The sequence below is a fragment of the Amycolatopsis sp. NPDC059657 genome (assembly GCF_042734395.1).
Lineage (GTDB): Bacteria > Actinomycetota > Actinomycetes > Mycobacteriales > Pseudonocardiaceae > Amycolatopsis.
In genome coordinates this window covers 16,099-39,476 of sequence record NZ_JBHWEB010000076.1, presented here as the reverse complement: position 1 = coordinate 39,476, position 23,378 = coordinate 16,099, and the positions used below count along the sequence as shown (strand labels likewise).

Here is a 23,378-nt window from a genome sequence, read left to right as displayed (position 1 = left end):
TGCACCGAACGTCACGGTTATTTGAGGCATCTCAGCACCTGTCGACAATTTTCAGGTGCGGACAGTCGCCCGCGGTCTAGGTAACCGAGCCATGCACCCTGCTTGCGGATGACCGGCAGCGTGCCGCCCAGGTGCTCGACCGCGTAGGCGTAGCCGAGCCGTTCCTGCAGCTGGGTAAGCAGCACATGCCGGTTGACGGTCCACAGGCCCGTCCCGCAGCCGAGGCGGTCAAGGGTCCGCACGGCGTTCTCGACGGTCTCGATCTCGTTCTCCAGGAACGGGATCTTGCCGGTCGGCTCGACGCCGGCGTGCTCAGCGGCCGCGCGTGCGGCGCCCGCGCGCATGTGCAGCGCGCGCATCATCGCCGGGACTGGGCTCTCGCCGCGGCGATCCGACCGGATGGACTGGTGTTCGGCGTTCCAGGCTGTGGTCAGGATGTTCTCGATCGTGTCCAGCTCAGCCCGCGTGATCTCGATGGCGAGCGTGTTCGCCGGTGTCGGCGTCGTGGTCAGCTCCTGCGGGCTGGTGCGGGAGTGACCGCGACGGTCAGCCCGTCGGGACCGGCCAGGGTCGTGTAGCCGTAGTGCTGACCGTCGGGGCCGCCGAGCGCGTCGGCTTCGAAGTCCTCCAGGCTGAGGGTGACGCTTCCCCCGGCGCGCACGAGCAGTGCGATCAGCAGGGCGTGTGTCCAGTCGGCGGTGCTTGGCTGGTCGTCGGCGCTCCAGGCGGCGTGCCCGAGTGCGGTCGAGAGTGCGCGGGACTCGTCGGGGTCGAGCTGGCGGTCGACGCGTACCGAGATCGTCTGGCCTTGACCTGCGGTACGGCGGACCTGCCATCCGGCTCCGGTCCAGTGGTTGGTGTCGTCGTTGCCGGTCACGTGGTTCCTTTCGTCGCGAAGCTGAACATCTGGGCGATCTTCTCGGATTCGAGCGGGCGGTCGCGACCGCCGCGCGTGGCATCTGCCTCGACGGCGGCTACTTCCCCGGCCTGACTGGGATCATCTGGTAGCCGTCCTGGTCGGAGGCCTCCACCTTGGTCGCGCAGTCGGCGCACACGTAGGTGGCGCCGCCGTTGTCCCACAGGATCCGATCGCTGGCCGCGCGGTCCTGACCGGGCTGATGGGTGTCCCATTGGCATTGCGGGCCGTCGGTGACGCTCGGCGCGGCGGCCGACTCGTCGGCGTCTTCGGTGCCGGCGGTGGCCAGCAGGCTGCCGAGCTGGGCCTTGACCAGGTTCATCGCGGCCTCGGTGTCGTCCAGGCTGGTCGACAGACGGGTCGAGTGGTCGGTGGTGGCGGCCTGCACGTCACGGAATCGCCGGTAGAGCTCGGCGATCTCCTCGTCGCTGACGCCGTTGCGCTGGGCGGCGGCGATCTCGGCGCTGAGCTTGTTGAGGTCCTCGGCGGCCTTGGTCGTGACCGCGGTGACGACCATCTCGCGCATCTCGTCCTGGTCGGCGAGCGGCACGCGGACCAGGTGACTGCCTGACCCGAATTTCTCGACCAGCTGCCGCAGGCGGCCCAGGGTCGCCGAGTGCTGGTGGTACACGAAGTACACCCCGCCGGTCTTGCGCACGCGGACCGCGCTGAGCGACTCGATGTAGCGGCGGATCATCGATCGCAGCTTGTCGCCGGTCAGGAAGTTCAGGTGCCACTGGTAGCTCGACTCGATCTCGCCGAGCATCTTGCGCACGATCTTCCGCTCGGCCTCGGGAAGCTTGTTGATCGCCTTGTTGTCGGGGGTGACAACCAGCTGACCGTCACCGGGTCCGCTGCTCGGCGCGTTGTCGCGTTCGAACACCACCGATCCCAGGTGCGTGTCGTAGCTGAGCTTGACCTCCGTCTGGTCGCGGACCTCGCGCACGATATGCCGTTCGATGCGGTGCTTGTCCCGGGCAACGTTGCGGATCATCAGCGTGGCCTGACGTTCCGGCGGCTCGCGGCGCCGGCGGCGCTTGGCGAGCTCGGATTCCCCGTCCAGCGCGTACACCTCGCGGACGCCGTCCCGGCCGGTGATCCGCTCAAAGGCGTCGACCGCGCGCAACTCGGGCGGCACCATCTGCTGGTCGAGCCCGAGCTGGCGAAACCAGTTCGCGAGCTGCGGCTGGGTGACCTCGCTGTCCACGATCGAATACAGCACCAGATGCCCGAGCAGCGGCGTGGTCCCGTCGCTGACCGACTCGGTGTAGCGGTCGAAAACCGCGTCGCCGGTCGGCGGCTCGTCGGCCTCCGGCTCGATGTCCTCGGCTGCTACCGGGTTGGTCATCAACTTCGCCTCTCGTTGCGAAAACGTACGTTTTTGCACTTCTCAGTGTAGGCCAGCCGGACAGGAAATGCCAGCTCAAGCCCTACTTATCGTGCGGGTTTCACCCCGGCTAGATCACGCGGAACAGGTCGGCGGCGGCGCGGACGTCGGTGAGGTCGTCGAGCGTGCGCAGGTTGTCGCACAAGGCGCCCAGCACATCGGTGGCGTAGTGCGCCGGGATGAAGCTGTAGGCCCGGTTCTCGATCTGCACGCCGAAGACGCGGAACTCCAGCTCGGCCTTCGTCTCGTTCCACGCGCGCATCCAGTCCTCGCCCACCTGGGCCAGGCCGTCGGTGATGAACACGATGTCGCCACGGGCTCGACTGGCGTCGTTGTACCCGGCCTGCAAGACCTCGGCGGCCGCGGACAGTGGCGCCTCGAAATCGGTGCCGCCGCAGAAGAAGTGCTCGGCGAATTCCAGCACGGCGGGGATCGAGACGGGGCGGTTCGCGGGGAACTCGAACACCTTCACCTCCGTGGCGCTGGCGAACAAGATGCCGACGAAGTCGCGGCGCTGCTGGCGCGCCTGGTCGAGCAACGCGAGCGCGCAGGCCTTCGCCCAGGCCTCACCGGTGACCACTTCCCCGGAGTGCTCACCGCTCGCGGCGACGTAGGGCTCCGCCATCGACGCGGAGCAGTCGATGCACGCGATGATCGCGCCCTGCCCGGCCTCGGTCTCCCCACGCGAGTCGTAGGTCATCAGGCGCTGCTCGGCGTAGCGAGCGGCGAATACCGCCCGCAGCGCGGGCACGCCGAGACTGGCCAGTTCCGACGGGATGAGCCTGGTCAGGTCGTCTCCGAGGGTGATGCCGACGAGCTCGCCGGGCACGTGCTCGATCTTGCGTGCGCGCTCGCCGGTGGCCATCTGCCGGAACCGTCCGATCAGGCTGGCGAACTCGGCCAGTCGGTTGTTCTGCAACCGCCGGGCCAACGCGTCGCGCTCCTCGAAGGACATCCGGTCCAGCTGCCCCGGCTCGACGCCCCACGCGGCCGCGGCGGCCACTTCGGCCTGCACCTGCTCGACGGCTTCCTTCATGCCCGCCCGGACCAGCGCGCGCACGACGCCGGCGGCCGCCGCGAGAGCGGCCTGAGCATCGCGGTCGGCCTGACCGGCCGCGCTGTCGGCGCCCTCGGCCTGCTCGATCGCCGCGAGTACCGCTGCCGCCGTGCCCTCGTCGACCTCGCCGTCCTCGTCGGCTGCATCCTGGGCGTTGCGCATCGCCTGCTCCACCTGCTCGGCGGCGTCCTGCGCGTCCTGGCGCGCCTGCTCGGCGTCGTCGGCAGCCTCCTGCGCGGCGCGGGCTTGCTCGAGCAGCTGCCGCAGCTGGGTCTCCTGCGCGAGCAGCGCCATCGCGGCCGCGTACGGGTCGCCGACGGTGTCGCGCCGAAGCTCGGCGAACTCCGGTGAGCTCATGAGGGCACTGATCACCTGGTGGTTGACCAGCCGCGACGAATCCATGTCGGCGCGCTCGCGCAGCGTCGGCTCGGCCTTGTAGGTGGCCAGGAAGGCGTCACGCAGCAAGTCGGCCGAGTAGTCGTAGCGCTCGTGCAGGTCGTCGGCCAGCTCGCGCAGATGGTGAGCCTGTCCGAGAGTGTCCTTCCAGGTCATCTCGTCGAACCGGTCGCCGTGCACGGCGGCGGTGACCTTGGGCGCGGCCGCGCGCGCCTTCGCCGCGCCGCCCAGGCCCAGCCAACGGCCGGCGCGCTTGGTCAGGTCCTTGAGTGCGGTCAGGGCGCCCATGTCAGACCTGCACCATGCTGGCGTCGACCCCGAGCGCCTCGACCATGATCCGCGCGTGCACGGCCTTGCGACGACGCGCCACCCGCTCCAAGGTCTCCACGGACCGCCCGGCCGTCTGCGCGTCGGCGATCATCACGTCCAGGCGCTTGCCCGCGCGGGCAAGCTTGCCGTTGGCTTCCTTGACCGCCCAGTCCGACAACGACTCGGTGCTCTGCCCCACCTTGGCGTTCAGCTCGGCCTCCAGCTCCTCGATCGCGTCGAGCAAGTCCAGAGCCTCGCGGGCATCCGGGTTGACCAGCATCAACACGGCCCGTTCGACCGTCGGACGCTGGGTCGTGGAGTCCCACAGCACGTGCCGCAGCACTTCGAGGTCGCGGTCGGTGACCTCCGTGCGTCCGTCCAGCCAGGCCGACGCCTGCAGCAGGCGGATCGACTGCTTCCACCGCCGGTCGGACATGACGAGCTCCTTGCGGCGAAGCTCGGCGCGTAGCTGACACACCGCGTCCACGATGCCATCCGGCACGTCCACCGCGGGCACCTCGACGCTGACGGCGTGCTGCAGCTCGTCGAGCGAGACGGTCGTGCGGGTCGTCGGCGCGGCCGCGGTCACCGCCGAGCGCACCAGCTTCGCGAAGTTGCTCGGGTCGGTCAGGTAGCCGACCTCCAGGCGCACGAGCAGCCGGTCGTAGACCGCGGCCAGTTCCTCGGTGCTCGGCAGCTCGTTCGACGCCGTGATCGCGCTGACCAGCGGGCACGGGATCGGGTCTCCGCCGTTCTCGGGGTGGTAGAGCCGCTCGTTGAGGAACGCGAGCATCTCGTTCAACGCGCCCGCCGAGCACTTGAAGATCTCGTCGACGAACGCGATGTGCGCCTCGGTGGCACGCCCGGCGAACACCTGGGTGTACTCCCCTCGCGTCAGCGCGGCCACGTCCACCGGACCGAACAGGCGCTTGGGGTCGGTGAACTTCGACAGCAGCACCTCCCAGTACCGCGCTCCCTCGAACCGGCTGGTCAGCTCACGACCCAGCTCGGACTTCGCCGTGCCGGGCGGACCGAGGATCAGCGAGTGCTGCCCGGCCAGCACGGACACCGCGAGCGCGCGCACCACGTCGGCCCGCTCGAAGAACTGGTCGCTCAGTTCCGTCACGATCGCCCGCATCCCTGCCGCCGCGTCCGCCATCTCCGTGCCCCTCTCGGTCATCGCCACCCCTTCATGGTAGTGCAAAAACGTACGTTTTTGCAAGCAAAATGGGCTCCTCCATACGAGTGTTTCCGCAGGTGGGAGCCCATTTCGCTTGCCCCTAGCAGCCTTCGATGTAGAAGCCTCGCTCGACGACCTTGCCGTCGACGACGACCGGGTGAATCGGATCCGGCACTTCGCCGGCGCGCGTCAGGCCGATCTCCTCGACACGGGCACGGTCGTCCTCGTGCTGCCAGGGCACCGCGGCGTTGAAGCGATCGGCCCACCGGTCGGCGCCGTTCTCCCCGTCGCGCTCCTCGAACACGTGCAGGTTGATCTGGTCGGCGTACGCGCCTTTGACCACGATGAATGCCATTTTCTACTCCTCTGGGAATGGGTGAGTTGCGGTCCGGCCAGGATGTCCCCGACCGGACCGATCAGGTGATCAGTACTCGTAGTCAAGGTCGGCGACGAGCTTCACCGCGAACAAGACGCCGGCGCGGAAGTCCTCCGGGATCTCGGCGCCCTCGAACCGGGCGAGAGCGTCCTGCAGCTGCGGAACCTCGCGCAGCGACGGGTATTCGGCCAGGGCCTCGCGGATCGACTCGTCCGCGGACTTACCGCCGTACGTGCGGCGGTTCGTCTCGCGCAGAAAGTGCTCCTCGATCCCCTGCGCGACGTCCTCGCGGGTCTCGGCAACCGCTGCCTTCTGGATTTCCTCGGCCAGTCCGGCCACCGACTCCACCAGCGTCGACGCGCTCGCCCGCTTCGCCATGTCCAACCCCTTTCCTTGTCCGCCCGATATAAATATCATACCAGACTTGACGTGTACACGTCAAACAAAAAAGGCGACATTTAAATTTGTCAAGAGAATTGACTTTTCCCTCTGCGTTCTATAACATTGTTATAGAACGCAGAGGGGGTGAGGAAATGACAATCGGAAATTGGCTGCAAGTCGCCGCGCTGACCGTCTCCGTCGCACAGCTGACGGTGGCGTTGGTCCTGCTCAACAGACGCAGCTAGCGTCCGGCTTCGCCGAGTGGGCTTCCTGGGGGCTGGGAAGTCCACTCCCGCACACCAGCGGGTTTCCGGTTCTTTTGCTTTTGCTCTTTGTTTTTGTTTTTCCCCTGTTTCCGAGCGTGCCGGGTCCAGGGCAGCGCCCTGGCGGGTCCAGGGCTGGCCCTGGTCGGGTTCGGGCTGAGGCCCGTCGGGCCCCTCGGGGCCCGTGTTTGAAACTCGGTGTGGTGTCAGGGTTTGGCCCTGGCTGGGGGTCGTTTCCTCGCTGCGCACCGTTTAGGGAGCGCGCCGTGCCGGGCGCGGAGTGGTCGTCCAGCAGGGTGGACCGACGCTTTTCCGGTTCACCCTGCTGGATGGCCCGCAGTGCCCGGTGCGGTGTGCTCGGCTCTGCCTGCGCAGCGAGAAAACGGCACCCAGCCTGCCAAACCCAGACACCACACCACCACCCACGCAGGTAACAGCCCTGGTCAACTCCAGGGTGCTCCGGTCCGGCGTGCTCTTGCCGGGCGGTGCTGGCGCGACCGGCTAGTCGAACCAGCCGCGTCGCTCCAGAGTGCCGTCGGAGAGGTTGACGTTGCGCATGACGTAGCCGTTGTCGAACTCGACGGTGCCACGCTCCCCGTTGAGCAGGGTGTGCTCGGTCGAGACGATCCGACCCTTGGTGCCGTCGTGCACGGTGTTGAAGATGCCGCTGCCCATGCCGCGGGTCGCGCGCACGTTGTCGCCTGCCTTGAGCTTGCGGCTGTCCTCGCTCCAGCGCCAGGAACGCTTCGGCGTGTCCGCCGTGCCGCCTCTGCCGCTGGTGGTGTCGGTGTCGACGGGGCCGCGGCCGTCGCTGTAACCGCCGGAGGATGGCCGGTAGATCCGGTCGTCCTGGTAGTCGGCGGCGTAGCTGGCCGGCGCCTCACCGGCCGTCGACGGGTCGCCTGGGCGCCACGGCGTGAACTCCTGCCAGCTGTCGGCGGCATAGCCGTCGTTGGGCTCCAGCTCGCGGTATCCGCCCGCGCTCGCCTCCGGCCTGTCCGGCATCCGTGCCCCCTCGATCTCGACCACGATCTCCACTATCGAGGGTAACCGAGTAAACACGCTGGTCACTAGGTCTTTCGGCGATCACTCTGCGCGGTGTCGACCACCGTGCCGCGAGCGATCCACCAGGCCAACCACGTGCTGCGGCACGTGAAGTGCCCCCGGCCGAGTGGCCGGGGGCGGGACTCCTCCGCTACTGGACGGAAGCCTCCTCGCAGAGGGCGGCGAGCTGCTTGGGCGACATCTCGATGACGCACAAGGCCTCGCTGGCGGGGTCGAGGACCACGATCTCGACGGCGCCGTCGCGGCCGGAGCGGAGGCTGATCTGGGCGCCGGGGTCGAGCTGCAGTCGCGTGTGGATCATCGGAGTCCTCCTGGTCTGTGCGGGGTGTGGACGGGCGCAGCCCAGCATGCCCGCTACGGGGCTTGCCGTCGGGGGTTCTGGCTCGGCCGATCGGGGGGATCGGCGAAGCCGACCGCGAAGCGGCTTGTCCCCCGGATCGGCTGGGCCAGAACCATCGGCGGTCCCGAAGGGATCCCGTAGTGGGCATGCTGCCCTTCGGGAGTCCATGCCCAGTGCGGGCCAGGAGGACGAACCTTCACACCGGTGTCCAGCGGTCCGACGATGCCAAGCCGCCCACCCCGCCAACGACACCGAGCGGGAGCACCGAACCTGTGTCGGCTGCTGCGCCGCCGAACCCTCAATGTCGGTAGACGTCGGGCAGCGACGGGAACCAACCAGCTGGTCAGCCCGCTTGCGCGAGGTCGAACGCTCCGGCCTGCACGCCGGCGACGAACGCGTTCCACTCGGATTCGGTGAACAGGTGCGCGGGACGTGCGCGGTTCTTCGAGTCGCGCACCGCGACCCAGCCCGGCACCAGGAAGCACACCTCGACGCAGTCGCCTTTTTCGTCGCTCGCCGGGCTCTTGAACCAGCCCTCGTCAGGTACTCGACCGAGTGAGTCGAGTGCCTCTTCGTAGGTCACGCCAGCTCCTCAGCTCGCCGTCTGATGATCGCTCGTGATTCTTCCGGGTGAGCGGCGTCGGCGTGCAGCTGGGTCAGGATGTTCCGGTACACCAGGACTTCGCCCGGCTCCTTGTGGTACGTGCCGCGAATCGGTCCGTCGGTGTAGACGACGGCGGGAAGTCCGGGCAGGTGCGGCAGGGACATCATCACGAACGGGCCGTGCAGACCTGGAGCTGGGCCGGAACTCATCTTCCACACCCGCAGCTGGACCTTCGGCTGCTCGGCGATCTGGTCCAGGTGCAGCAACTGCCGGCGCATCGCCGGTGCGGGAATGCCGCGGTGCAGCACCGACTCGTCGATGATCGCCCACACGGTAGGCGCGTTCGGCCTGGTCAGAAGCTCCTGACGGGCCTGGCGCAGCGCAATCCGGCGCTGCACCTCGGCGTCGGTGAGGTCCGGTCGCAGCCTGCGAATGACATGCTCGGTGTACTCGGGAATCTGGAACCGCCCGGGAATGACACCGGGATCCCAGCTCTCCAGCTGCTCGGCCGCGGCTTCGAGTCCGAGGAACAGGTCGAACCACTCAGGCGACGCGCCAGCGAAGCCGGTGAACCAGTCGTCGCCGCGGCGAGCAGCCTTGAGCAGCTCGAGGAACGACGGGATGCGCTCGCCCAGGCCGTAGAACTCCAACAACACCTCGATCTCGGGCTGCTTGGGAAGATCGCGGCCTTTCTCGATGTGGTTGATGTGGCTGGTCGAGCAGCCAAGTCGCTCGGCGACCTGGGCCATCGTGTGCCCGCTCTCGCTGCGCAGTCGCTGCAGCTCGATCGCGATGTACCACGCCAGCATTGATGCGGTGCCGTCGAATTCCACCCGCTCATCCTCCCGGCAACCGGGGGCCCGTGTGCGCTCCGGGGCAAGAGCGCGCGCACAGGTTCACCCCATTGGGCTTCTGTACCTCGTACAATTACACGAGGTACAGTTGTACACGGTGGTTGTGTACACGAGACCTTCCACCATATGCCCTGGTCAGTCGTGGTCGCCCCTCCCCCTAGGCGACTCCCCCCGGCTGGCTGGGGTGTTTCAGGCGGCGGCCCCGCCTGTGGACCAGACGAGCGGGGCCGTCGCTTTCCAAGCCATCACGCGGAACAAGGGACCGCACCATGCGACTTTTCACCGCACGCACCGCCACCGGCGTCAGTAGCGCCCTGGCTCCCCGCATCCCCCGGCAGTGCCAAGGGGTGCGGGTCGAAGCCCTGCGCGACGAGCGCCTGGTCGTCCTCGTCGACGGCCACGGCGATGTTCTCGCGGAGATGACCCCACTGCAGGCCGGACGCCTGCGCGGACTGCTCCGTGACGCCGTCCTCGTCCTCGACACCGAGAGCCGCGACGCATGATTGAGGTGCACTCCGCCGTCGAGCCGACCGCGGCGACCATCGGCGCTCAGCGTCCGGTGCTCGTAGCCCTCATCGGCACCGCCCGTGCTCGCCGAGCGGTGATCAACCGCGTCGTCGAGAGCCTGGGCGACGACCTGGTGGTCGTCCTGGTCAAGGACGACCAGACCGATCCGCACGACCTGCACCGGGAGCTCTCGGCGCACCTGGAAGCTGGCCGGTCCGTGCTGGTCGACGCCACACACGATCGCCGAGAGGCTCGGCGGCTCCTGCTCGACATTGCCGCACGCTTCTTCGCCGTGACACTGGCGGTCGCCTGCGTCGGTGACTCCGGGCGAGAGATCACCGCCATCTCCAAGTTGCCCGGCGAAGGCTGGCAAGCCCTCGTGATCGCGCGGGCGGTCTCCCGATGAGCGATCACCCCACGATCATCTTCCCGGACGAGCCTGACCCGGTTAACCCCGACGAACTTCCGCACGGCCTGTTCGGCCCCAGCCGCCTGGGCGCCCAGGCCGCGGTCGACCTCGCGGTCGAGAAGTTCCTCGCCAACGCCGACGCAGGCGACAACGAGGCGAACGAAGCGCTCATCGACTACTTCGACCTGTTCCGCGAGGAACGCGCCGCCCGCTGGAACCCGCAGGATCACGGTGACCGGTGATGCGCCCCGGCACCGAATCGTCGCTCCAGCCGACGCCTGAGGTCGCAGTCGCACACCGCGCGGCCTTGGCCGAGTCCGTCCTTCGCATGCGAGCGCGGGCCTTCGAGCTACGCGCGACAGCTGACCCCCTCGCTCACGCGGCCGCCGAGATCATGGAGACCACAGCGGACGACGCCGCGAAAACCCTTGCAGTACAAAAGAATGAAGGCACGTCGTGAAGCAAGAAGACATCGACTCGCTCATCGCGCACGCCGTCGAAATCGGCTGGCAGCTCGTGCCGCTGAACGACCGCGGCGAGAAATCGCTGGTACGGAGCACCGGGTCGATGACCGACGTGGTGACGCTGTCCGACGGCGGCCACAACGCGGTCGTGGTCCGGATCGCTGAGCCTGTCTGCGACTCCGGCACGGAGATCTGATCACTTCGTCCCGGTCAGCCTCGCACTGCTGTGGGCCACCAGCGCCCCGGACGATGACCACGCGCTGGTCGAGTGGGAAGTCGGCGCGCGGCCGCGCCCGGCCACACACAAGCCGGACCAGCCATGAGCAGCCCGGTTGACGACCTGCGGACGCTCCGACGGCTGGGATTCGGTGGCCGGCGTATCTTCGGCGACCACGGCCGCTCGGTGACCCTGCACTACCGCCGTGCCTGGCGTGAGCTCGCCGACGTCGTGCTCGTCTACAGCGAGCACGACGCGGCCGCGTACCGCGCCGACGACACCTTCGACGACGCCGATCCCTTCGAGCCGGTGGAGCACCCCGTCCTGCTGGAAGAGGCGGTCGGGACCGTCGCCGACGTCGTCGCGGCCGTTCGCACGTGGCCGCATCCCTCGTCCCTGCCCCGCTGAACCAGGGCAGGAGATTCAACCCCCCTTAAGAGCAAAAACGTACGTTTTCGCACTGGAGTGCTGACGCGCGTTCCGGACGGAGTGCCGGGATACCAGCGAAAGGGGGGCAATGCCGCCACCGCGGGTGTGTGCCTGCCGCCTCTAGTCGGCGCTGTGTTTGTCCTGGTCAGCGAGGTCAAGCAACCGTGCCGCATTGAACAAGGGCCTGCTCATCGCGTCCACCGCGGCGATCACCTCGCCGAGCGTCTCGGCTGGAGCGCTGCCTGGTTCGCTGTGCGCGATCACGGACGGCTCAAGCTCCCGAGCGATGAGCCACACCTCCACCAGCACCGCGCCGAGCCACTGCAACATCTTGGCCGTCTCCAGGCCGTCCGGCTGGCGCAGTTGCTCCGTCCACGCAACGCGAAGCTGCGTGAGCATCTCCAGCGCGCCCTGGCGCATGGGCTGGAACTGGCTCATGGCGAAATAGCGCTCGTTCCAGCCCGCCGGAGCGTGGCGATGCACGTACTCGTGTACCGCCGTGCGGAGAACGTCGGCGCGGTCGTGCCCCTGGCTCGCCGCGATGCCCTCGACTGCGTCCAGCATGACCTCGTCGAGCCGAAGTGACACCTGTCCTTTTCGCATGCCCCTCAGTGTACCCCAAAACATCCCGTTGAGATCGAATGGGATTCATGGGCCGCCATGGCTCAGCCGTCGCCCAGCCGCCTGGTGGTGCGGCGTTTCCAGGGGGCAGGCGGGTGTCCGCCCTCCTCGCGGATCACGCGGGCGGCGAGCTGCAGGAACTGCTCGCGCGCGGCGTCGTCTCGGCCGTTCCCGCCGAGCAGGGACGACAGGAAGGCATCGCTGCCCCAGCTCACGGTCACGCCGTGGCGAGCGAGGTAGAGCCCGACGGAGGTCAGTTCGTAGAGGTCCTGGGTGTCCAGCCACAGGTACGCCAGGATCTGCCACAGCCACCTCGACACGGTGTCGTCCTGGTCAACGCGCACGGCCGTCTTGACGTCGAGCAGCGTGCCGCCGCCGATGACCAGATCACCGTCGGCCCAGTGGGGCACAATCACCGGCCCGCTGATGCCGAGCGGGCCATCGGCGCCGGCGCCGCTCGGGCCGCGCCACCGCTCGATGGTGCGGCTGGTGTGCAGGACCCGCGCCAGCTCGACCATCTCGGCCAGGACCGGCTCGGTGATCACCTGGCGCAGCGTGGTCGCGTCGTATCCGGGCTGGGCGTGCGCGGCCGCCAGGTCGTCGGGCAGGCGCCCGCCCCGGTAGCTGCTCTCCCAGCCGGAGATCACCCAGCACGACCGGGCAAGACTGGCTTCGACCCCCGGTGAGCCGAGCGCGCCCGGCGGTGCGTGCTCCTCGAGCACCGCGACCGTGCGCCGCAGGAAGTCGGTCAGCACCGGCTCGTGGCCAGTGGGCTGACCAGGGTCGATGGTGCCGCCCATGTCGATCCAGCCGCGGCTGCCCGGCCGGTACTGCGACCAGCGGGCCGCCGAGTCCGTCGGGAACTCCCGGTGCGTCGGGAACAGCAGGTGCGCCTGTTCGCACCAGGCGCGGCCGGCCAGTCCGGCCCGGACGGCACCGAGTAGCGCGTAGTAGGGCGGGGCGCCGTCCACCAGCAGGGCCAGGCGGGCGCCGAACGCGCCACCCACCGCCGCCCAGTGCCCGGCCTCGACCTTCCCCGACGGCCGGACAGGCTCCGGATTCCCCGCCATGCGCAGGTGGCGGGCTACGTCGGCGATCAGGTTCTCGGTGCGCAGGTTGCGCGCGCACCACTTCCCCAGCTCACCGCGATACAGCTGCGACGTCAGCGACACCGCCGTCCCCTTCCCCCGCGCTCAGGCATCGTCACTGGTCATCGGCCTGGCCGCTCGCCTGCTGACGGGTCGTCCACGCGCGCATCTCGGCGAGCTGCTCCCGGCGAGCGGTGTCGAGCGCGGCCGTGGCCGCGGCCAGTTCCCCGCGGACTGCCTCCAGCGACCTTTCCGCCGATGCGGCGCGTTCGGTCTCGCGACGCAGGTCAGCCTGGGTCGCGGTCAGTGTCGCGCGCTCGCTGGCGAGCGACGTCGCCGCTTCGGTCAGCTTCGCCGTGGTGTCGGCGAGCATGGCCTGCGTGGATTCCAGCGTCGTCTCGGCGGTTTCGGCCCGGGTCGTCTGGTGTGCAGCTTCGGCCTTGACCAGGGACATCTCGCCGCGCAGCTCCGAGATCGTGGCCGTGTCGCTCGTCGCCCGCTCGCGCGCGTCGTCGAGCTGCTGACGTGCCTGGCTGAGTTCCTGGCGGCTTTCCGTGAGCTTGGTGTCGGTTTCGGTCTTCTGGCGCCGGAGCTCGACCAGCTCGGCGCGCAGCTGAGTGGCTGCCTCCTCGGTGGCGGCCGCGCGCTCCTTGACTTCGGTCAGCTCGTCGCGGGTCTCGGTGAGCGTCGTGGTCAGCTTGTCGCGGGTCTCGGTGAGGTTGGCGACCTTCTCCGTCGCGGTGCCCAGCTGGCCGTGCAGGTCGCTGACCTTGGCCTGGGCAGCTTCCAGGGCGGTGTTCAGCTCGCGGCCGCGCTCGGTGACCCGGTCCAGCTCGGCCTGCAGGGTCGCCGCCCGCGCCTCGGCGTTCTCGGCGCGGACGTGCTCGGCCTGCTGGCGCTCGTCCGCTTCCCGTGCCTCAGTCAGGGCGGCGTCGCGCTCGGCGGCGAGCTGCTCCTCGGCCTCAAGGGCCTGTTCGGCGACCTCCTCGGCGGCGGCCTGCGCGTTCTTCGCGGCCTCAGCCTCATTCGCGCTCGCCTGCGCGCGCACCCGGGCTTCGTCGCGCTCGGCGGCGATCTCGTCGACCTTGGCTCGCTCGGCACGTTCCACCGCGGCGATCTCGGCGACGGTTTGCTCCTGGTCAGCGACGATGCGGGCGGCCACCTCCACCCGGTCGACCAGCTGAGGCAGGCTGCCGAGCACGGCCTGGATCTGCTGCAGCGTCTGCCCGTAGGTCTGACGCGCCGTCGTCACAGGCTTCCGCTCGCCGCTCTCGGCCGAGTCCGCGGCCTCCGCCGGGGCCGCAGGTGCACCGATCGGCCCGGAGCCGGGCGCGGGCACGCGGAGGCGGCCTCGCTTGGCCAGCGACTTGTTCAGCCGCGTGTGCTTGAGGCCGTCGACCCACTGGTCGCAGGTCTTCGACGGACGGCCGCCCTGGTACGGCACCTCGTTGGTGCAGCCGAGAAACCAGCAGCGCCCGCGCTCCGGCGGATCCGCCCACGTCGCCGGATCGGTCGCGTCCACTTCATCTGTCGCCATGGGTCATATTCTCGCACATTTCGTATCGTTTCGTCAATATGTATTACGTATCGTATTTCGTTTCGTATTAGACGATACGTAAACAAAAGGCGCGCCGGGGTTCCGGCGCGCCTTGAGATGGGTTTGAACAGCGGTTTTGTGTTTCTCAGCCCGGGTTTTGACCGTCTCGGGCCGAAAAGCGAGGTCAGGTGCGGCTTGAGCAGGCCATCGCCGTCGTGATGAGCGTCCCCACCGGGATTTGCACGCTGCGGTGCGCTGCCTGGTCGAGCAGCATGCGGCCGTTCACCCCTGCGGCCGCGAGATCGTGGAACGGCAGTTTGCCGACCACTCGGGCGTACGCGCGCAGCAGGCGGCCGTCGTCGATGACGGCGTGCAGCAGGATCTCGGCGAGTCCGCCCGCGAGCTGCGCGCGCAACGGCACGCGGACGCCGGCGGCGCGGTAAAGCACGGCCTTCGCCGCGGCCTGGGTGGCGCCGTAGGTAAGGCAGTGCACGGCCAGGGCGGTACGCCCGGCACGCGTCCGCGCCTGCTTGACCTGGGCGTCGCTGTCGCGCTGGACGAGGTAGTCGCCGCCGTCGTGGCCGATGGTGGCACCGATCCAGGTCAGGATCAGCACCGCGGCGCGGCTGGGGGCGGTCGTGCGGTTCATGGGGAAGTTCCTTCGTCTCGACGAATTCGGGAAGCGGCGGGCGGATATGACCCCGCCCGCCGCAGTGCCTTGCCGGTACCGTGGCCGACGGATGGGCCAGTCATGACCTGGCCCATCCGCTAGAACACGGCGTCGGCGGTGGCGTGGAATCGTGCGGGCTGACCGCACTCGGTGCAGATCCACTGCCCGTTGACGTACCTCGCGTACGGATGTCCGCTGACGCTGCAGTCCACGGGGACGTGCACTTTCATGTCGGTTCACCTCCTCTCGTTGTCTCGCGGTGAGAGGGAGGCGTGATCAGCGGCGCAGGACGCCGACCGCGTCGGCCAGGGCCTCGATGTCGTTGTCGCCGTCGGCCAGCAGGACGAGGGTGGTAAACATGCGTGCGCTCCTTCGGGAGTGTGTTGGGCCCGGCCGGAGGTGGTCGATCTGTGGAAGGTGAGGCCACCTCTGACCAGGGTTTTTGCTACTGAGCGAAGATCTGAAGCTCTCGAAAATCGCGGTCGTGACCGCCGTCGGGCATCCCTTGTCAGGTCACCTCCGTTCCCGCGCCGCCGAGCAGGATCACCATTCCGGCTCCAGCTGCAGCTCGTGGTCGAGCTCCGCGGCTTGCCGGGCAACCCGCTCCGCTTCGAACTCGACCTCGTCCGGCGCGGCCTGCAGCTTCCCGGCGTCGGTGCTCATCGCGGTTCACCCTGGTCAGCGCCGTGTTTCGCGGCCGCGTCGCGCTGGATCCGGGCGTCGATGACCGCGGGCAGCTCCCGCCAGCCGATCGGTTGGGCGCCCAGGGCCATCGCCTGCCGGCGCTTGGACTCGGTGACGTCGTAGTGCCAGTTCTCCGCAAGGCGGGTTCCCGGCTCGGCCTTCGGCTTGCCGTTGATCACCGGGTCCTGGAACCACGCGCGGCGTAGCCCAAGTCGCTCGGCGAACTCGTGCAGCTCGTCCTGGCTGTCGGCGATCAGGTGCGACCACCGCGCTCGCACCCTGCCGACCTGCGCAGGTAATCCAAAATCGTCAACGTAGACAGTCATGACCAGCACCTTTCTTCGATAGAAATTGCAGTGTTTACACTTGACGTGTACACGACAATGTTAGCGACCTGGTCAGCGGCCACCCAGAGCGGTTTTCTCAAAGGGAAGCCAGAGCTAAGCGACGCTTAACGCCTCGCCGAATATGACGTTATACATCGAGGGTTTTCGAGTCCACGAACAGCGGCGGGCGCCCTTCTCGGGCGCATCGCGCGCACATCACCACCTGCGCGTCGAGCGTCGACGACCCCAGCCACACCCGGTAGGGCGGCGAGCAGTGGCACACCGCCGCCACCCGGCGGCCGTCGCGGCTCTGCTTCGCGGGTTCCTCGGCCGCGACCGGCGGCGGGTAGGCGGCGAGCACTTCGTCGACCTGCTGCAGCTCGGGACGCAAGCGAGCGGCTGTCTCCGGTGCCAGGCTCAGCGTCGCCCAGCCTCGTGGGGCCTTCGAGTCGCCTTCGGCCACCAGGCCGAGCTCGGCGGCGATCTCGGAGAACGTGCGGTTGTGGTAGCGCCCGCCCCTGCTGACCACGCTCACCCCGCGTACGGCGGCCAGCTCGTGCACGGCCTCGCGCAGGACCGAGATCGCGACCAGCTCGGCGGTGCTCGGCACCGGCTCGGCCGGATACCGGGCGTTGAGCCCCGGCGCCAGCTCGGGCAGCTCCGGATGCCCGGCCCGAATCGCCGTCCACAGCGCGGCGGCCGCGGCGTCGAGCTGGGCCTGTCCGTCGTAGCGGCCTGCGGCCGCGCTGGTGGTGCTCATGTCTCCTGCTTCGCCTCTGCGTGGTGCTCGCCGTGTCGGGTGGATATCGGCCCTGGTCATGGGGTTGGTGCCGGTGGTGGCAGGCGCGGCTGGCTGGTGGCGGTGCTCGCGAACACCGCCACCTGGCCGAGATGTTCGATCGCCTCGGCGTGCCCCAGCCGCAGGTGCAGATCCTCCACCAACGCACGGCCGGCGCCCGCCAAAGACTCGACCTCAAGCGTGCTCATCTCGATCAGGTCGGTGGTGGCCTGCGTCAGCATCTCGATCTCCGCCAGGAAGATCGGCGCGAACTGCGGTTCCCCGACGGCGGTCGCGGCGCCGAGCCGCTGCCGCAAGGTCGCCGAGAACGCCTCCGTGTCGTACTGATGCTCGGTGCGGCCGCGCAGGGTGCGCCGCCACTGCCCTTTCTGCGCCTGCCTCACGATCGTGACGGCCAGGCTCACCTCGTCCTGGTGGATCCGCGATGCGGCCACTCCGGCGCCGGGCAGTGCGGCGGTGCCGACGCTCGCTGTCATCGCCGCCTCGTTGCGCGCTCTGCGCACGGCTTCTGTGCTGGTCAGCCTGTTCGCGCTGATGGTCCACCCGAAGATCCGCACCACGTCGTCCTCCCTCGTCCGCTGCCTCATCTTGCCGTGCTGTCCTGCTAGACCCACGGGTCCGGTGCGGGCCCGCCGAGTTCCGGCTCGGGATCTCCCCGGCGTCGCCGTTCGCGCTCGAGCTCCTCCATCTCCCGCCCGTCCGCGTTCTCGCGGTCGGTGAGCACACGCTCGTCGTGGTCGATCACCTCCTGCTCCGCGCGGTCCGACTCGGCCTGGAGCCGCTTCCGCTCGACCTCGGGCAGTCCCCAGTAGCCGCGGCCGCCCGGCGCGCGGGCGTCGAGGATCTGCTGCTTCTCCTCCTCGGTGTAGCCCTTGAACAGGACGGCCTCCTCGCGGCTGAACCGCAGATCCCGAACCATGTCGTACTCGTCGTACCCAGTCATTGAGCGATGTCCTTCCTGGTCAGAACGGCGGCTCGTTGGCAAATCCGGAGGTGGTGCCCCCGGTGGCCGGCGCCGGTGCCGATCCCCACGGGTCCCCCGCCGGAGTTCCACCACTGCCCCCGCCACTCCGGTTGGCCTTGTTCACTTTCGCGGTGGCGTAGCGCAGCGACGGCCCGATCTCGTCGACCTCCAGCTCGACCACGGTGCGCTTCTCGCCTTCCTTGGTCTCGAACGACCGCTGCTTCAACCGGCCCTGCACCACCACACGCGCGCCACGCGTGAGGCTCTCCGCCACGTTCTCCGCCGCCTGCCGCCAGATGTTGCAGCGCAGGAACAGCGCCTCGCCGTCCTTCCACTCCCCCGACGCCTTGTCCAGCGTGCGCGGAGTCGACGCGACCGTGAAGTTCGCGACCGCCGCACCCGACGGGGTAAACCTCAGTTCAGGGTCCGAAGTAAGGTTTCCGATAACCGTAATGACCGTGTCGCCTGCCATTGTTCCCAGCTCCTTCTTGTTCCGTTGTTAGTTCCACTATAGCGACTTGACGTGTACACGTCAAGCATATTGGTCGGGTTTGCTTTTGCTCTTTGTTTTTGTTTTTCCCCTGTTTCCGAGCGTGCCGGGTCCAGGGCAGCGCCCTGGCGGGTCCAGGGCTGGCCCTGGTCGGGTTCGGGCTGAGGCCCGTCGGGCCCCTCGGGGCCCGTGTTTGAAACTCGGTGTGGTGTCAGGGTTTGGCCCTGGCTGGGGGTCGTTTCCTCGCTGCGCACCGTTTAGGGAGCGCGCCGTGCCGGGCGCGGAGTGGTCGTCCAGCAGGGTGGACCGACGCTTTTCCGGTTCACCCTGCTGGATGGCCCGCAGTGCCCGGTGCGGTGTGCTCGGCTCTGCCTGCGCAGCGAGAAAACGGCACCCAGCCTGCCAAACCCAGACACCACACCACCACCCACACACAGAAACGTTCGCGCTGGAACCCTGGGGCGTGCGCAACCAGAATCAGCAACCCGATAGCGTTGTCGATACGTTCGACAACGCCATTTCGGAGGCCGTAATGTTCGACATTCCCCCGCCCGAAGATCCGCAGGAACGCAGCGAGTGGAAATCGGCCACCGCAATTCGTCACGCCACCGAATTGTCCGCCGTGGTGGGCCAGGACTACCTGCTCGACGCCGAACCGGCCACGCCGGGCACCGTGCTGAGGTACTTGGACATGAACACGATCGGCGCCTGGTTCGGCGTCGCGGGCGCCACCGTCAGCCTGTGGCGAACTCGGTACGCCGCAACGCATCCGTTCCCGTCGCCGGATGCCGTCACCGGACGAACACCAGGCTGGGCGCCCGGTCGTGAGGCGGAGATTCGGCGTTGGGAGGCCGGCCGTCCCGGCCGCGGCCGCCGTCGCCAGGACTAGCCCGGTTTCGCCGCCCTGCTCGCGCCTGTCTGCTCGTCGATCTTGGCCAATTACCTGACAGCCCCTGGTCAACGCGTGCGGTGAGCAGTCTCGGCACGGTTTCCTGGTGTCCATGAGCATCGAGACGTCGGCGGGCCGGTACACAGCGGGTCGGTACGTGGAAGCGGCGGCGGCGCCGGGCGCCTGGTGGTGCCCGCTGCGCGTGCCGCTCGACGACTACGACACGGTCTGCACCCAAATTCGTGCCGCCGCCCACCACCTGGACACCTCGATCACCGCGGCGATCCTCGGGCGCGGCGGGGCCGTGCCCGAGGTGATCCTGCTGCGCGACCTGTCGATCAAGCACGGCACCGTCGAAATACCTGCGGCGGCCGCCGTAGCCGCCCGGCTGCGCGACGTCCATGACTGGGTTCCCCGACACCGCGAACACCCGGCTGAGGCGCTGGTGACGCTGGGTCTGCGCCGGGGATACGAGCCGGACGCGCCCGTCGTCGCCGCAGCTGATGCTCGGGCACTGCTGGCCCGCACCGCGCCGGGAGCCCGCTCGATGTCGGTGCGGCTGTTCTCGGTCCGGGTCATGTCCAGCCGCGTGCGGCACGAGCCTGGCCTGCTCCTCGACGTCGAGCAGGTCCAGCTTGACGGCATCGGCGCCGCGGCCGCCGAGTTCGATCAGGAGAGATGGACCGTCACATCCTGGTGCGACAACCGCACGGCCGCGTTGCACCTAGCGCTCTGACCAGGCCCGATACCGCAAGCAAACGCCGCGCGGGTGGGGCGGCACGCGGCCGAAGCCTCACCGGCGGGTGAGGCTGGCCGTCATCTGCTGGCCTTGGACCACCCGGCTCAGGCACTGGGTGCAGAAGTCGGTCGCGGTGCCGCTGGGCGTGTAGCTGCCGCTGCAGACCGGGCACTGCTCGATGTCGACCTCGGGGTCGACGTGCCGCTCGATCGAGCGCAGCTCGGCGTCGGTGATCAGCTGGGTTCCCCAGCGGTACGCCTCGCCGCAGGTGGTGCACAAGCCGGTGAGTCCGTGCTGGTCAGGGTGGTAAGGGAGGCAGCAACCAGGGCAGATCGGGAGCGTGTCGACGTCGTACATAGTGACCTCCGGGTGGGTGGATGGACCGCAGGGCGCGGTCGGGATGGTCGGGCCGCGTGTGCCGCTCTGTAGTTGTCAACCTGCTGGCCGCCCTCGATCAGGTCCTGGTGGGGTGAGGTGTCGTCCGGGCGGGTGGACCGGGTGCTTTTGCCGGTTCACCTGGGCGGATCGTGCGCGGCGCCCCACCAGGACCTGATAGGCCGCTTCCCGCTGGGTGAGGACTGCGGAGCGGCGCGGGCGACCATCCCGACCGTGACCGGAGGGGAGGCCACCCACCCGGAGGTCTCAGTCCCCCGCGTGCCGGCGACACGCTCCCGATCTGACCAACACGGGCGTCCTGCGCCGCGTCAGCCGCCCGGCGCCGACTCGATCGTCCCTGGGGAGCAGCTCTGCCTTGTCTACTCTGACCAGGGGAAATTGCGGCTTCGCCGGGGCTTGAGCTTCAAGCCGAAGCGGACATCGCCGTGGCCTTCGGCGTGGGCACGGGCGCGGGCTCGAGCGAGCCGTTCCGCCGGGTCCACCGGCTCGGCGGGTGCCGTCCGCTGCAGGTGGGCAAGCAACGTGGCGGACAGCTGCACGTCGGGCTGTTCTCGCGCCGCGTACTCGCGCGCCTGCTCGATCAGTGCTGCCTGCAGAGCCGCGCGCTCGGCGGCCTCGGCCTCGTGCTGAGCGGCCTTTCTGGCGGCCTCGGCTTCGCGTGCCTGTGCGACAACCGCTTCGCGGACCTGATCAGCGCGCTGCTCGGCGGCCAGCTGCTCGGCGCACCTGCGGCCGTGCGTGGCCACGATGTCGGGGCTGATACAGCTGTTTTCTCGCGCGAGTTTGGCGCCCTGCACGCCGTATTTCTCCTGGTCGCGGCGGAACTCTTCCCTCGGTTGGTCGTGGTGTCGCGCCTTCAGCGCGCCGCGGCCGGGCAGGGGTCGGCCGCGCTCGTCGGTCCAGGCGGCAAGCCGCGTCCGGACCCAGCCCTGCGAGTGTATAACAGCGTATTCGGCGAGGCTCTTGAGCGGCACCCAGCCGGTCGGCTGATACCGCAAAGCCCAAAGCAGACACCGATTCGTCCACCCAGCACGCCAGTACGGACGCGCGAGGCTCCGGATGGCGCGCGGACTCAGCCGACCCAGCACCGAGTGCTGACGTTGCAGCTCAGAGGCGGCAACCAGCATCTCCGCGCGACCGCGGGGAGCCGTATCCGAGAACCGATAGCCAGGGTTTTTCCGGTCAAAGCGGGCGCGAAGCGCCTCGATCTTTTCCACCTCGGGACAGGAACCGAAGTTGTCCACAAGTTCGCTCGTGCGCGTACGTAAGTGGTTGAGTTCTATCTTTAACTCTTCAAGATCAAAAGACAAAGAAGGGGTCCAGGTTTCTTCCCCGGACGCGCTGAGCTGGGCAAGTTCCTCGGCGATCGCGTCGGCGTCAGCGGCCATCTTGGCCCGCTCAGCGGCCCGGAGAGCGCGGTCGACAGACGCGGGGATGCGGAGCCCGTAGACGGCGGCCCGGTTGCCTTCGGCGGCCTCGGGGGAGCCCATCGGGCGGTGCTCGGGCGTGCTGCCTGGCTCGATGCGGGCGATCCAGCCCGTGACCCAGAGCTGGCGCAGCCAGCCGGCCATCGTCGAACGGGCCCAGCCGCTCGCTTCGCACAGCCGCGCCCATGTCGGCCAGGTCTCGAAGGTCGACCAGTCCGCCCAGTCCCTCAGGGCTGTGACCAGGGCAAGCAGCTTCTCGCGGGCGTCGCGGCGTAGCTTCTGCACCCAGGGCTCGGCCGCGAACAGGGTCGAATACTCGACCTGGCTGTGCGGAGCGCGGACCGGAAGCGCGAACTCGGGCGTCGGCCCGATCTCGCTCGCGTCCGCATCGCCGCCGATGGTGGCCCAGCACGGCCCGCACAGCGTGCAGGCCTCCGGATAGGTGACGCGCAGCGGCAACGGCCGCAGCACCCCTTCGGGAGAACCGCAGGTGAAACAGGGTGTGGATACAAGCGTGGCCTGGTCCGTGATGCTTGGCCGCGTGTCGCGCGACAGCAAAGGGGTACCAGGCCGAGTGTCGTTTGGTATGGTGACCTCAGCTTGGCAGGACACGACAAAGCCCGGTGGCTCCTCGGGAAAAGAAGTCCGGCGTCGTGAAAATTGAAAAGTTATTTAATTAGCGCTAAGCGCCCTGCGGAGTTGGCCCTCCTCGGGGCGTTTTCGCGTCTACGCGCTCAGCGGCAGACCTCCCTGAGGGTCATAAGGCACACCGGTCAGTTTCTCTGCCAGATGGCCAAGAAAGTCCTGCACGGTCATGCCGTTCTTGCGTGCTTCGTTCTGGAACGCATCGGCAAGCTCGACCGGCATCCGCGCCTTGACCCACTTCAACTCGACGTCGGCGGCGAACCGCGGCGGCCGCCCACCCTTAGGTCGTTCCATGCCGCCTGTTCTATCGGTTCCCTGTACATGAAATGGGGAGGCGCGCCGCGACTCGCCGAACCTGATCGTCCACTTCCGAGTGATCAACTTGCTCCGTATCGGCCGGTGAATCTCGTCGCCCGGCAGGCGAAGCTGGCTCATCTCTGTGCAGGCGCCGGGAGCGTCAACTTCGGCGTAGGTTGCAAAAACGCACGTTTTTGCAACCTACGCCGAAGTCTCTTGGGTGCGTGTGAGCTGGTCAGCGTCCACGCACCCAAGAGGTTAGAGTTCGGGCTCGTAGTCGAAATACTCCTCGACTACGTGGTCCCTGCCATGCACTTCGGGGTGCCAGGTCTCGTAGCGGTTTTCAAGTTCGGCGGCCGTGGCGGTGTCGCCCGGGCTGATGCGCCAGTCGCCAGAGTCGAGCTGGGCGATTTCGACGTCGTTGATGAGGCCAAAGCTGTCTAGCTTGGCGACCTCGCTGAACTGCCTGTCAGGAACAACGTAGGAAGCAAACATCAAAGTCTCCTTGGGTCAGCGCGGGCGCGGCTCGATGTCGGCTAGCAGGTCGAGCTGGCCCGCAACGGGATCGCGAGGAACTACGCCGCGGTTTGCCGGGCGGGACGCCGGCACCTCGGCCTGCGCGGATGACTCACCCCTGCTGACCAGGCGCTGA

Annotated in this window: 33 protein-coding genes; 8 read left to right on the top strand and 25 right to left on the bottom strand. The window is 68.5% G+C overall.

What is annotated here, in order from left to right; all coding sequences use genetic code 11:
- Positions 1–17: 17 nt before the first annotated feature.
- On the bottom strand, positions 18–362 hold the full coding sequence (locus ACFV15_RS32405) for a hypothetical protein (protein ID WP_378355122.1): 345 nt from the start codon (positions 360–362) through the stop codon (positions 18–20).
- Between ACFV15_RS32405 and ACFV15_RS32400 the strand changes: the two genes are divergently transcribed.
- Positions 343–537, top strand: a complete 195-nt coding sequence (locus ACFV15_RS32400) for a hypothetical protein (protein ID WP_378355120.1) — start codon at positions 343–345, stop codon at positions 535–537. The two genes, ACFV15_RS32405 and ACFV15_RS32400, sit on opposite strands and share 20 nt — an antisense overlap.
- Here ACFV15_RS32400 and ACFV15_RS32395 read toward each other — a convergent pair.
- From ACFV15_RS32395 to ACFV15_RS32350, 10 genes are all read right to left on the bottom strand, one after another.
- Entirely contained in the window at positions 509–877 is a 369-nt protein-coding gene (locus ACFV15_RS32395; RefSeq protein WP_378355118.1) for a hypothetical protein, read from the bottom strand. The two genes, ACFV15_RS32400 and ACFV15_RS32395, sit on opposite strands and share 29 nt — an antisense overlap.
- Positions 878–974: 97 nt before the next feature.
- Positions 975–2,264 (bottom strand): DUF6744 family protein, encoded by a 1,290-nt coding sequence (locus ACFV15_RS32390; RefSeq protein ID WP_378355117.1) that lies wholly within the window; start codon positions 2,262–2,264, stop codon positions 975–977.
- A 109-nt stretch (positions 2,265–2,373) separates the two neighbouring features.
- Entirely contained in the window at positions 2,374–4,044 is a 1,671-nt protein-coding gene (locus ACFV15_RS32385; protein ID WP_378355115.1) for a VWA domain-containing protein, read from the bottom strand.
- Between the two features lies 1 nt (position 4,045).
- Complete coding sequence (locus tag ACFV15_RS32380) at positions 4,046–5,245, bottom strand: AAA family ATPase (RefSeq protein WP_378355114.1); 1,200 nt, start codon at positions 5,243–5,245, stop codon at positions 4,046–4,048.
- Positions 5,246–5,345: 100 nt separating this feature from the next.
- On the bottom strand, positions 5,346–5,600 hold the full coding sequence (locus ACFV15_RS32375; protein ID WP_378355112.1) for a hypothetical protein: 255 nt from the start codon (positions 5,598–5,600) through the stop codon (positions 5,346–5,348).
- A gap of 69 nt (positions 5,601–5,669) precedes the next feature.
- On the bottom strand, positions 5,670–5,999 hold the full coding sequence (locus tag ACFV15_RS32370) for a hypothetical protein (protein WP_378355111.1): 330 nt from the start codon (positions 5,997–5,999) through the stop codon (positions 5,670–5,672).
- A gap of 767 nt (positions 6,000–6,766) precedes the next feature.
- On the bottom strand, positions 6,767–7,294 hold the full coding sequence (locus ACFV15_RS32365; RefSeq protein WP_378355109.1) for a hypothetical protein: 528 nt from the start codon (positions 7,292–7,294) through the stop codon (positions 6,767–6,769).
- A 166-nt stretch (positions 7,295–7,460) separates the two neighbouring features.
- On the bottom strand, positions 7,461–7,631 hold the full coding sequence (locus ACFV15_RS32360; RefSeq protein WP_378355107.1) for a hypothetical protein: 171 nt from the start codon (positions 7,629–7,631) through the stop codon (positions 7,461–7,463).
- 382 nt (positions 7,632–8,013) lie between these two features.
- On the bottom strand, positions 8,014–8,253 hold the full coding sequence (locus ACFV15_RS32355) for a DUF397 domain-containing protein (RefSeq protein ID WP_378355106.1): 240 nt from the start codon (positions 8,251–8,253) through the stop codon (positions 8,014–8,016).
- Positions 8,250–9,107 carry a helix-turn-helix transcriptional regulator gene (locus ACFV15_RS32350; RefSeq protein WP_378355105.1) on the bottom strand — a complete coding sequence of 286 codons (858 nt, stop codon included), beginning with the start codon at positions 9,105–9,107 and terminating at the stop codon, positions 8,250–8,252. Before ACFV15_RS32350 ends, ACFV15_RS32355 begins: the two co-directional genes overlap by 4 nt.
- Before the next feature lie 290 nt (positions 9,108–9,397).
- On the opposite strand from ACFV15_RS32350, the gene ACFV15_RS32345 reads away from it, so the two are divergent.
- The 5 genes from ACFV15_RS32345 to ACFV15_RS32325 all read left to right on the top strand — a co-directional run bounded on the left by ACFV15_RS32345 (position 9,398) and on the right by ACFV15_RS32325 (position 11,133).
- Positions 9,398–9,631, top strand: coding sequence for a hypothetical protein (locus ACFV15_RS32345; protein ID WP_378355104.1), 234 nt, complete (start codon positions 9,398–9,400; stop codon positions 9,629–9,631).
- Positions 9,628–10,041: a hypothetical protein gene (locus ACFV15_RS32340; RefSeq protein WP_378355102.1), complete on the top strand. Its 414-nt coding sequence runs from the start codon at positions 9,628–9,630 to the stop codon at positions 10,039–10,041. Before ACFV15_RS32345 ends, ACFV15_RS32340 begins: the two co-directional genes overlap by 4 nt.
- Positions 10,038–10,286 (top strand): hypothetical protein, encoded by a 249-nt coding sequence (locus tag ACFV15_RS32335; protein WP_378355101.1) that lies wholly within the window; start codon positions 10,038–10,040, stop codon positions 10,284–10,286. Before ACFV15_RS32340 ends, ACFV15_RS32335 begins: the two co-directional genes overlap by 4 nt.
- A gap of 214 nt (positions 10,287–10,500) precedes the next feature.
- Positions 10,501–10,704, top strand: coding sequence for a hypothetical protein (locus ACFV15_RS32330; RefSeq protein ID WP_378355100.1), 204 nt, complete (start codon positions 10,501–10,503; stop codon positions 10,702–10,704).
- A gap of 123 nt (positions 10,705–10,827) precedes the next feature.
- A complete protein-coding gene (locus ACFV15_RS32325) occupies positions 10,828–11,133 on the top strand; it encodes a hypothetical protein (protein WP_378355099.1) in 306 nt (101 codons plus the stop codon).
- Positions 11,134–11,274: 141 nt separating this feature from the next.
- Here ACFV15_RS32325 and ACFV15_RS32320 read toward each other — a convergent pair whose 3' ends face one another.
- The 10 genes from ACFV15_RS32320 to ACFV15_RS32275 form a co-directional block, all read right to left on the bottom strand.
- Positions 11,275–11,757 carry a hypothetical protein gene (locus ACFV15_RS32320; RefSeq protein WP_378355097.1) on the bottom strand — a complete coding sequence of 161 codons (483 nt, stop codon included), beginning with the start codon at positions 11,755–11,757 and terminating at the stop codon, positions 11,275–11,277.
- Positions 11,758–11,819: 62 nt separating this feature from the next.
- On the bottom strand, positions 11,820–12,947 hold the full coding sequence (locus ACFV15_RS32315; protein WP_378355096.1) for a hypothetical protein: 1,128 nt from the start codon (positions 12,945–12,947) through the stop codon (positions 11,820–11,822).
- 31 nt (positions 12,948–12,978) lie between these two features.
- Positions 12,979–14,400 carry a hypothetical protein gene (locus tag ACFV15_RS32310; protein WP_378355095.1) on the bottom strand — a complete coding sequence of 474 codons (1,422 nt, stop codon included), beginning with the start codon at positions 14,398–14,400 and terminating at the stop codon, positions 12,979–12,981.
- Positions 14,401–14,584: 184 nt separating this feature from the next.
- Positions 14,585–15,049 (bottom strand): hypothetical protein, encoded by a 465-nt coding sequence (locus ACFV15_RS32305; protein ID WP_378355093.1) that lies wholly within the window; start codon positions 15,047–15,049, stop codon positions 14,585–14,587.
- A 119-nt stretch (positions 15,050–15,168) separates the two neighbouring features.
- Positions 15,169–15,300 carry a hypothetical protein gene (locus ACFV15_RS32300; RefSeq protein WP_378355091.1) on the bottom strand — a complete coding sequence of 44 codons (132 nt, stop codon included), beginning with the start codon at positions 15,298–15,300 and terminating at the stop codon, positions 15,169–15,171.
- 429 nt (positions 15,301–15,729) lie between these two features.
- Positions 15,730–16,080, bottom strand: coding sequence for a DUF4031 domain-containing protein (locus ACFV15_RS32295; RefSeq protein ID WP_378355089.1), 351 nt, complete (start codon positions 16,078–16,080; stop codon positions 15,730–15,732).
- 148 nt (positions 16,081–16,228) lie between these two features.
- Entirely contained in the window at positions 16,229–16,840 is a 612-nt protein-coding gene (locus ACFV15_RS32290; RefSeq protein WP_378355088.1) for a hypothetical protein, read from the bottom strand.
- Positions 16,841–16,896: 56 nt separating this feature from the next.
- Positions 16,897–17,466 carry a hypothetical protein gene (locus ACFV15_RS32285; protein WP_378355086.1) on the bottom strand — a complete coding sequence of 190 codons (570 nt, stop codon included), beginning with the start codon at positions 17,464–17,466 and terminating at the stop codon, positions 16,897–16,899.
- Between the two features lie 17 nt (positions 17,467–17,483).
- Positions 17,484–17,822 (bottom strand): hypothetical protein, encoded by a 339-nt coding sequence (locus ACFV15_RS32280; protein WP_378355085.1) that lies wholly within the window; start codon positions 17,820–17,822, stop codon positions 17,484–17,486.
- A 19-nt stretch (positions 17,823–17,841) separates the two neighbouring features.
- Entirely contained in the window at positions 17,842–18,315 is a 474-nt protein-coding gene (locus ACFV15_RS32275; RefSeq protein ID WP_378355084.1) for a single-stranded DNA-binding protein, read from the bottom strand.
- A 481-nt stretch (positions 18,316–18,796) separates the two neighbouring features.
- On the opposite strand from ACFV15_RS32275, the gene ACFV15_RS32270 reads away from it, so the two are divergent.
- Together ACFV15_RS32270 and ACFV15_RS32265 are read left to right on the top strand one after the other, a co-directional pair.
- A complete protein-coding gene (locus ACFV15_RS32270) occupies positions 18,797–19,222 on the top strand; it encodes a hypothetical protein (RefSeq protein WP_378355082.1) in 426 nt (141 codons plus the stop codon).
- 112 nt (positions 19,223–19,334) lie between these two features.
- On the top strand, positions 19,335–19,958 hold the full coding sequence (locus ACFV15_RS32265) for a hypothetical protein (RefSeq protein WP_378355081.1): 624 nt from the start codon (positions 19,335–19,337) through the stop codon (positions 19,956–19,958).
- A gap of 57 nt (positions 19,959–20,015) precedes the next feature.
- Here the strand turns inward: ACFV15_RS32265 and ACFV15_RS32260 are convergent, their stop codons facing one another.
- The 4 genes from ACFV15_RS32260 to ACFV15_RS32245 form a co-directional block, all read right to left on the bottom strand.
- On the bottom strand, positions 20,016–20,318 hold the full coding sequence (locus ACFV15_RS32260; protein ID WP_378355079.1) for a hypothetical protein: 303 nt from the start codon (positions 20,316–20,318) through the stop codon (positions 20,016–20,018).
- A gap of 398 nt (positions 20,319–20,716) precedes the next feature.
- Positions 20,717–22,243 (bottom strand): hypothetical protein, encoded by a 1,527-nt coding sequence (locus tag ACFV15_RS32255; protein ID WP_378355077.1) that lies wholly within the window; start codon positions 22,241–22,243, stop codon positions 20,717–20,719.
- 267 nt (positions 22,244–22,510) lie between these two features.
- The gene (locus ACFV15_RS32250) at positions 22,511–22,723 is read right to left on the bottom strand and encodes a hypothetical protein (protein WP_378355076.1); all 213 of its coding nucleotides are present in this window, start codon (positions 22,721–22,723) and stop codon (positions 22,511–22,513) included.
- Positions 22,724–22,984: 261 nt separating this feature from the next.
- Entirely contained in the window at positions 22,985–23,221 is a 237-nt protein-coding gene (locus ACFV15_RS32245; RefSeq protein WP_378355075.1) for a hypothetical protein, read from the bottom strand.
- Positions 23,222–23,378: the final 157 nt, after the last annotated feature.

Coding starts and splice junctions, on each gene's coding strand:
- ACFV15_RS32390 (WP_378355117.1), bottom strand. CDS start 2,264: ATGACCAACCCGGTAGCAGCCGAGGACATCGAGCCGGAGGCCGACGAG.
- ACFV15_RS32400 (WP_378355120.1), top strand. CDS start 343: ATGTGCAGCGCGCGCATCATCGCCGGGACTGGGCTCTCGCCGCGGCGA.
- ACFV15_RS32360 (WP_378355107.1), bottom strand. CDS start 7,631: ATGATCCACACGCGACTGCAGCTCGACCCCGGCGCCCAGATCAGCCTC.
- ACFV15_RS32260 (WP_378355079.1), bottom strand. CDS start 20,318: ATGTACGACGTCGACACGCTCCCGATCTGCCCTGGTTGCTGCCTCCCT.
- ACFV15_RS32325 (WP_378355099.1), top strand. CDS start 10,828: ATGAGCAGCCCGGTTGACGACCTGCGGACGCTCCGACGGCTGGGATTC.
- ACFV15_RS32370 (WP_378355111.1), bottom strand. CDS start 5,999: ATGGCGAAGCGGGCGAGCGCGTCGACGCTGGTGGAGTCGGTGGCCGGA.
- ACFV15_RS32305 (WP_378355093.1), bottom strand. CDS start 15,049: ATGAACCGCACGACCGCCCCCAGCCGCGCCGCGGTGCTGATCCTGACC.
- ACFV15_RS32290 (WP_378355088.1), bottom strand. CDS start 16,840: ATGAGCACCACCAGCGCGGCCGCAGGCCGCTACGACGGACAGGCCCAG.
- ACFV15_RS32345 (WP_378355104.1), top strand. CDS start 9,398: ATGCGACTTTTCACCGCACGCACCGCCACCGGCGTCAGTAGCGCCCTG.
- ACFV15_RS32380 (WP_378355114.1), bottom strand. CDS start 5,245: ATGACCGAGAGGGGCACGGAGATGGCGGACGCGGCGGCAGGGATGCGG.
- ACFV15_RS32275 (WP_378355084.1), bottom strand. CDS start 18,315: ATGGCAGGCGACACGGTCATTACGGTTATCGGAAACCTTACTTCGGAC.
- ACFV15_RS32250 (WP_378355076.1), bottom strand. CDS start 22,723: ATGGAACGACCTAAGGGTGGGCGGCCGCCGCGGTTCGCCGCCGACGTC.
- ACFV15_RS32340 (WP_378355102.1), top strand. CDS start 9,628: ATGATTGAGGTGCACTCCGCCGTCGAGCCGACCGCGGCGACCATCGGC.
- ACFV15_RS32285 (WP_378355086.1), bottom strand. CDS start 17,466: ATGAGGCAGCGGACGAGGGAGGACGACGTGGTGCGGATCTTCGGGTGG.
- ACFV15_RS32335 (WP_378355101.1), top strand. CDS start 10,038: ATGAGCGATCACCCCACGATCATCTTCCCGGACGAGCCTGACCCGGTT.
- ACFV15_RS32405 (WP_378355122.1), bottom strand. CDS start 362: ATGATGCGCGCGCTGCACATGCGCGCGGGCGCCGCACGCGCGGCCGCT.
- ACFV15_RS32385 (WP_378355115.1), bottom strand. CDS start 4,044: ATGGGCGCCCTGACCGCACTCAAGGACCTGACCAAGCGCGCCGGCCGT.
- ACFV15_RS32300 (WP_378355091.1), bottom strand. CDS start 15,300: ATGAAAGTGCACGTCCCCGTGGACTGCAGCGTCAGCGGACATCCGTAC.
- ACFV15_RS32245 (WP_378355075.1), bottom strand. CDS start 23,221: ATGTTTGCTTCCTACGTTGTTCCTGACAGGCAGTTCAGCGAGGTCGCC.
- ACFV15_RS32265 (WP_378355081.1), top strand. CDS start 19,335: ATGAGCATCGAGACGTCGGCGGGCCGGTACACAGCGGGTCGGTACGTG.
- ACFV15_RS32280 (WP_378355085.1), bottom strand. CDS start 17,822: ATGACTGGGTACGACGAGTACGACATGGTTCGGGATCTGCGGTTCAGC.
- ACFV15_RS32320 (WP_378355097.1), bottom strand. CDS start 11,757: ATGCGAAAAGGACAGGTGTCACTTCGGCTCGACGAGGTCATGCTGGAC.
- ACFV15_RS32310 (WP_378355095.1), bottom strand. CDS start 14,400: ATGGCGACAGATGAAGTGGACGCGACCGATCCGGCGACGTGGGCGGAT.
- ACFV15_RS32295 (WP_378355089.1), bottom strand. CDS start 16,080: ATGACTGTCTACGTTGACGATTTTGGATTACCTGCGCAGGTCGGCAGG.
- ACFV15_RS32375 (WP_378355112.1), bottom strand. CDS start 5,600: ATGGCATTCATCGTGGTCAAAGGCGCGTACGCCGACCAGATCAACCTG.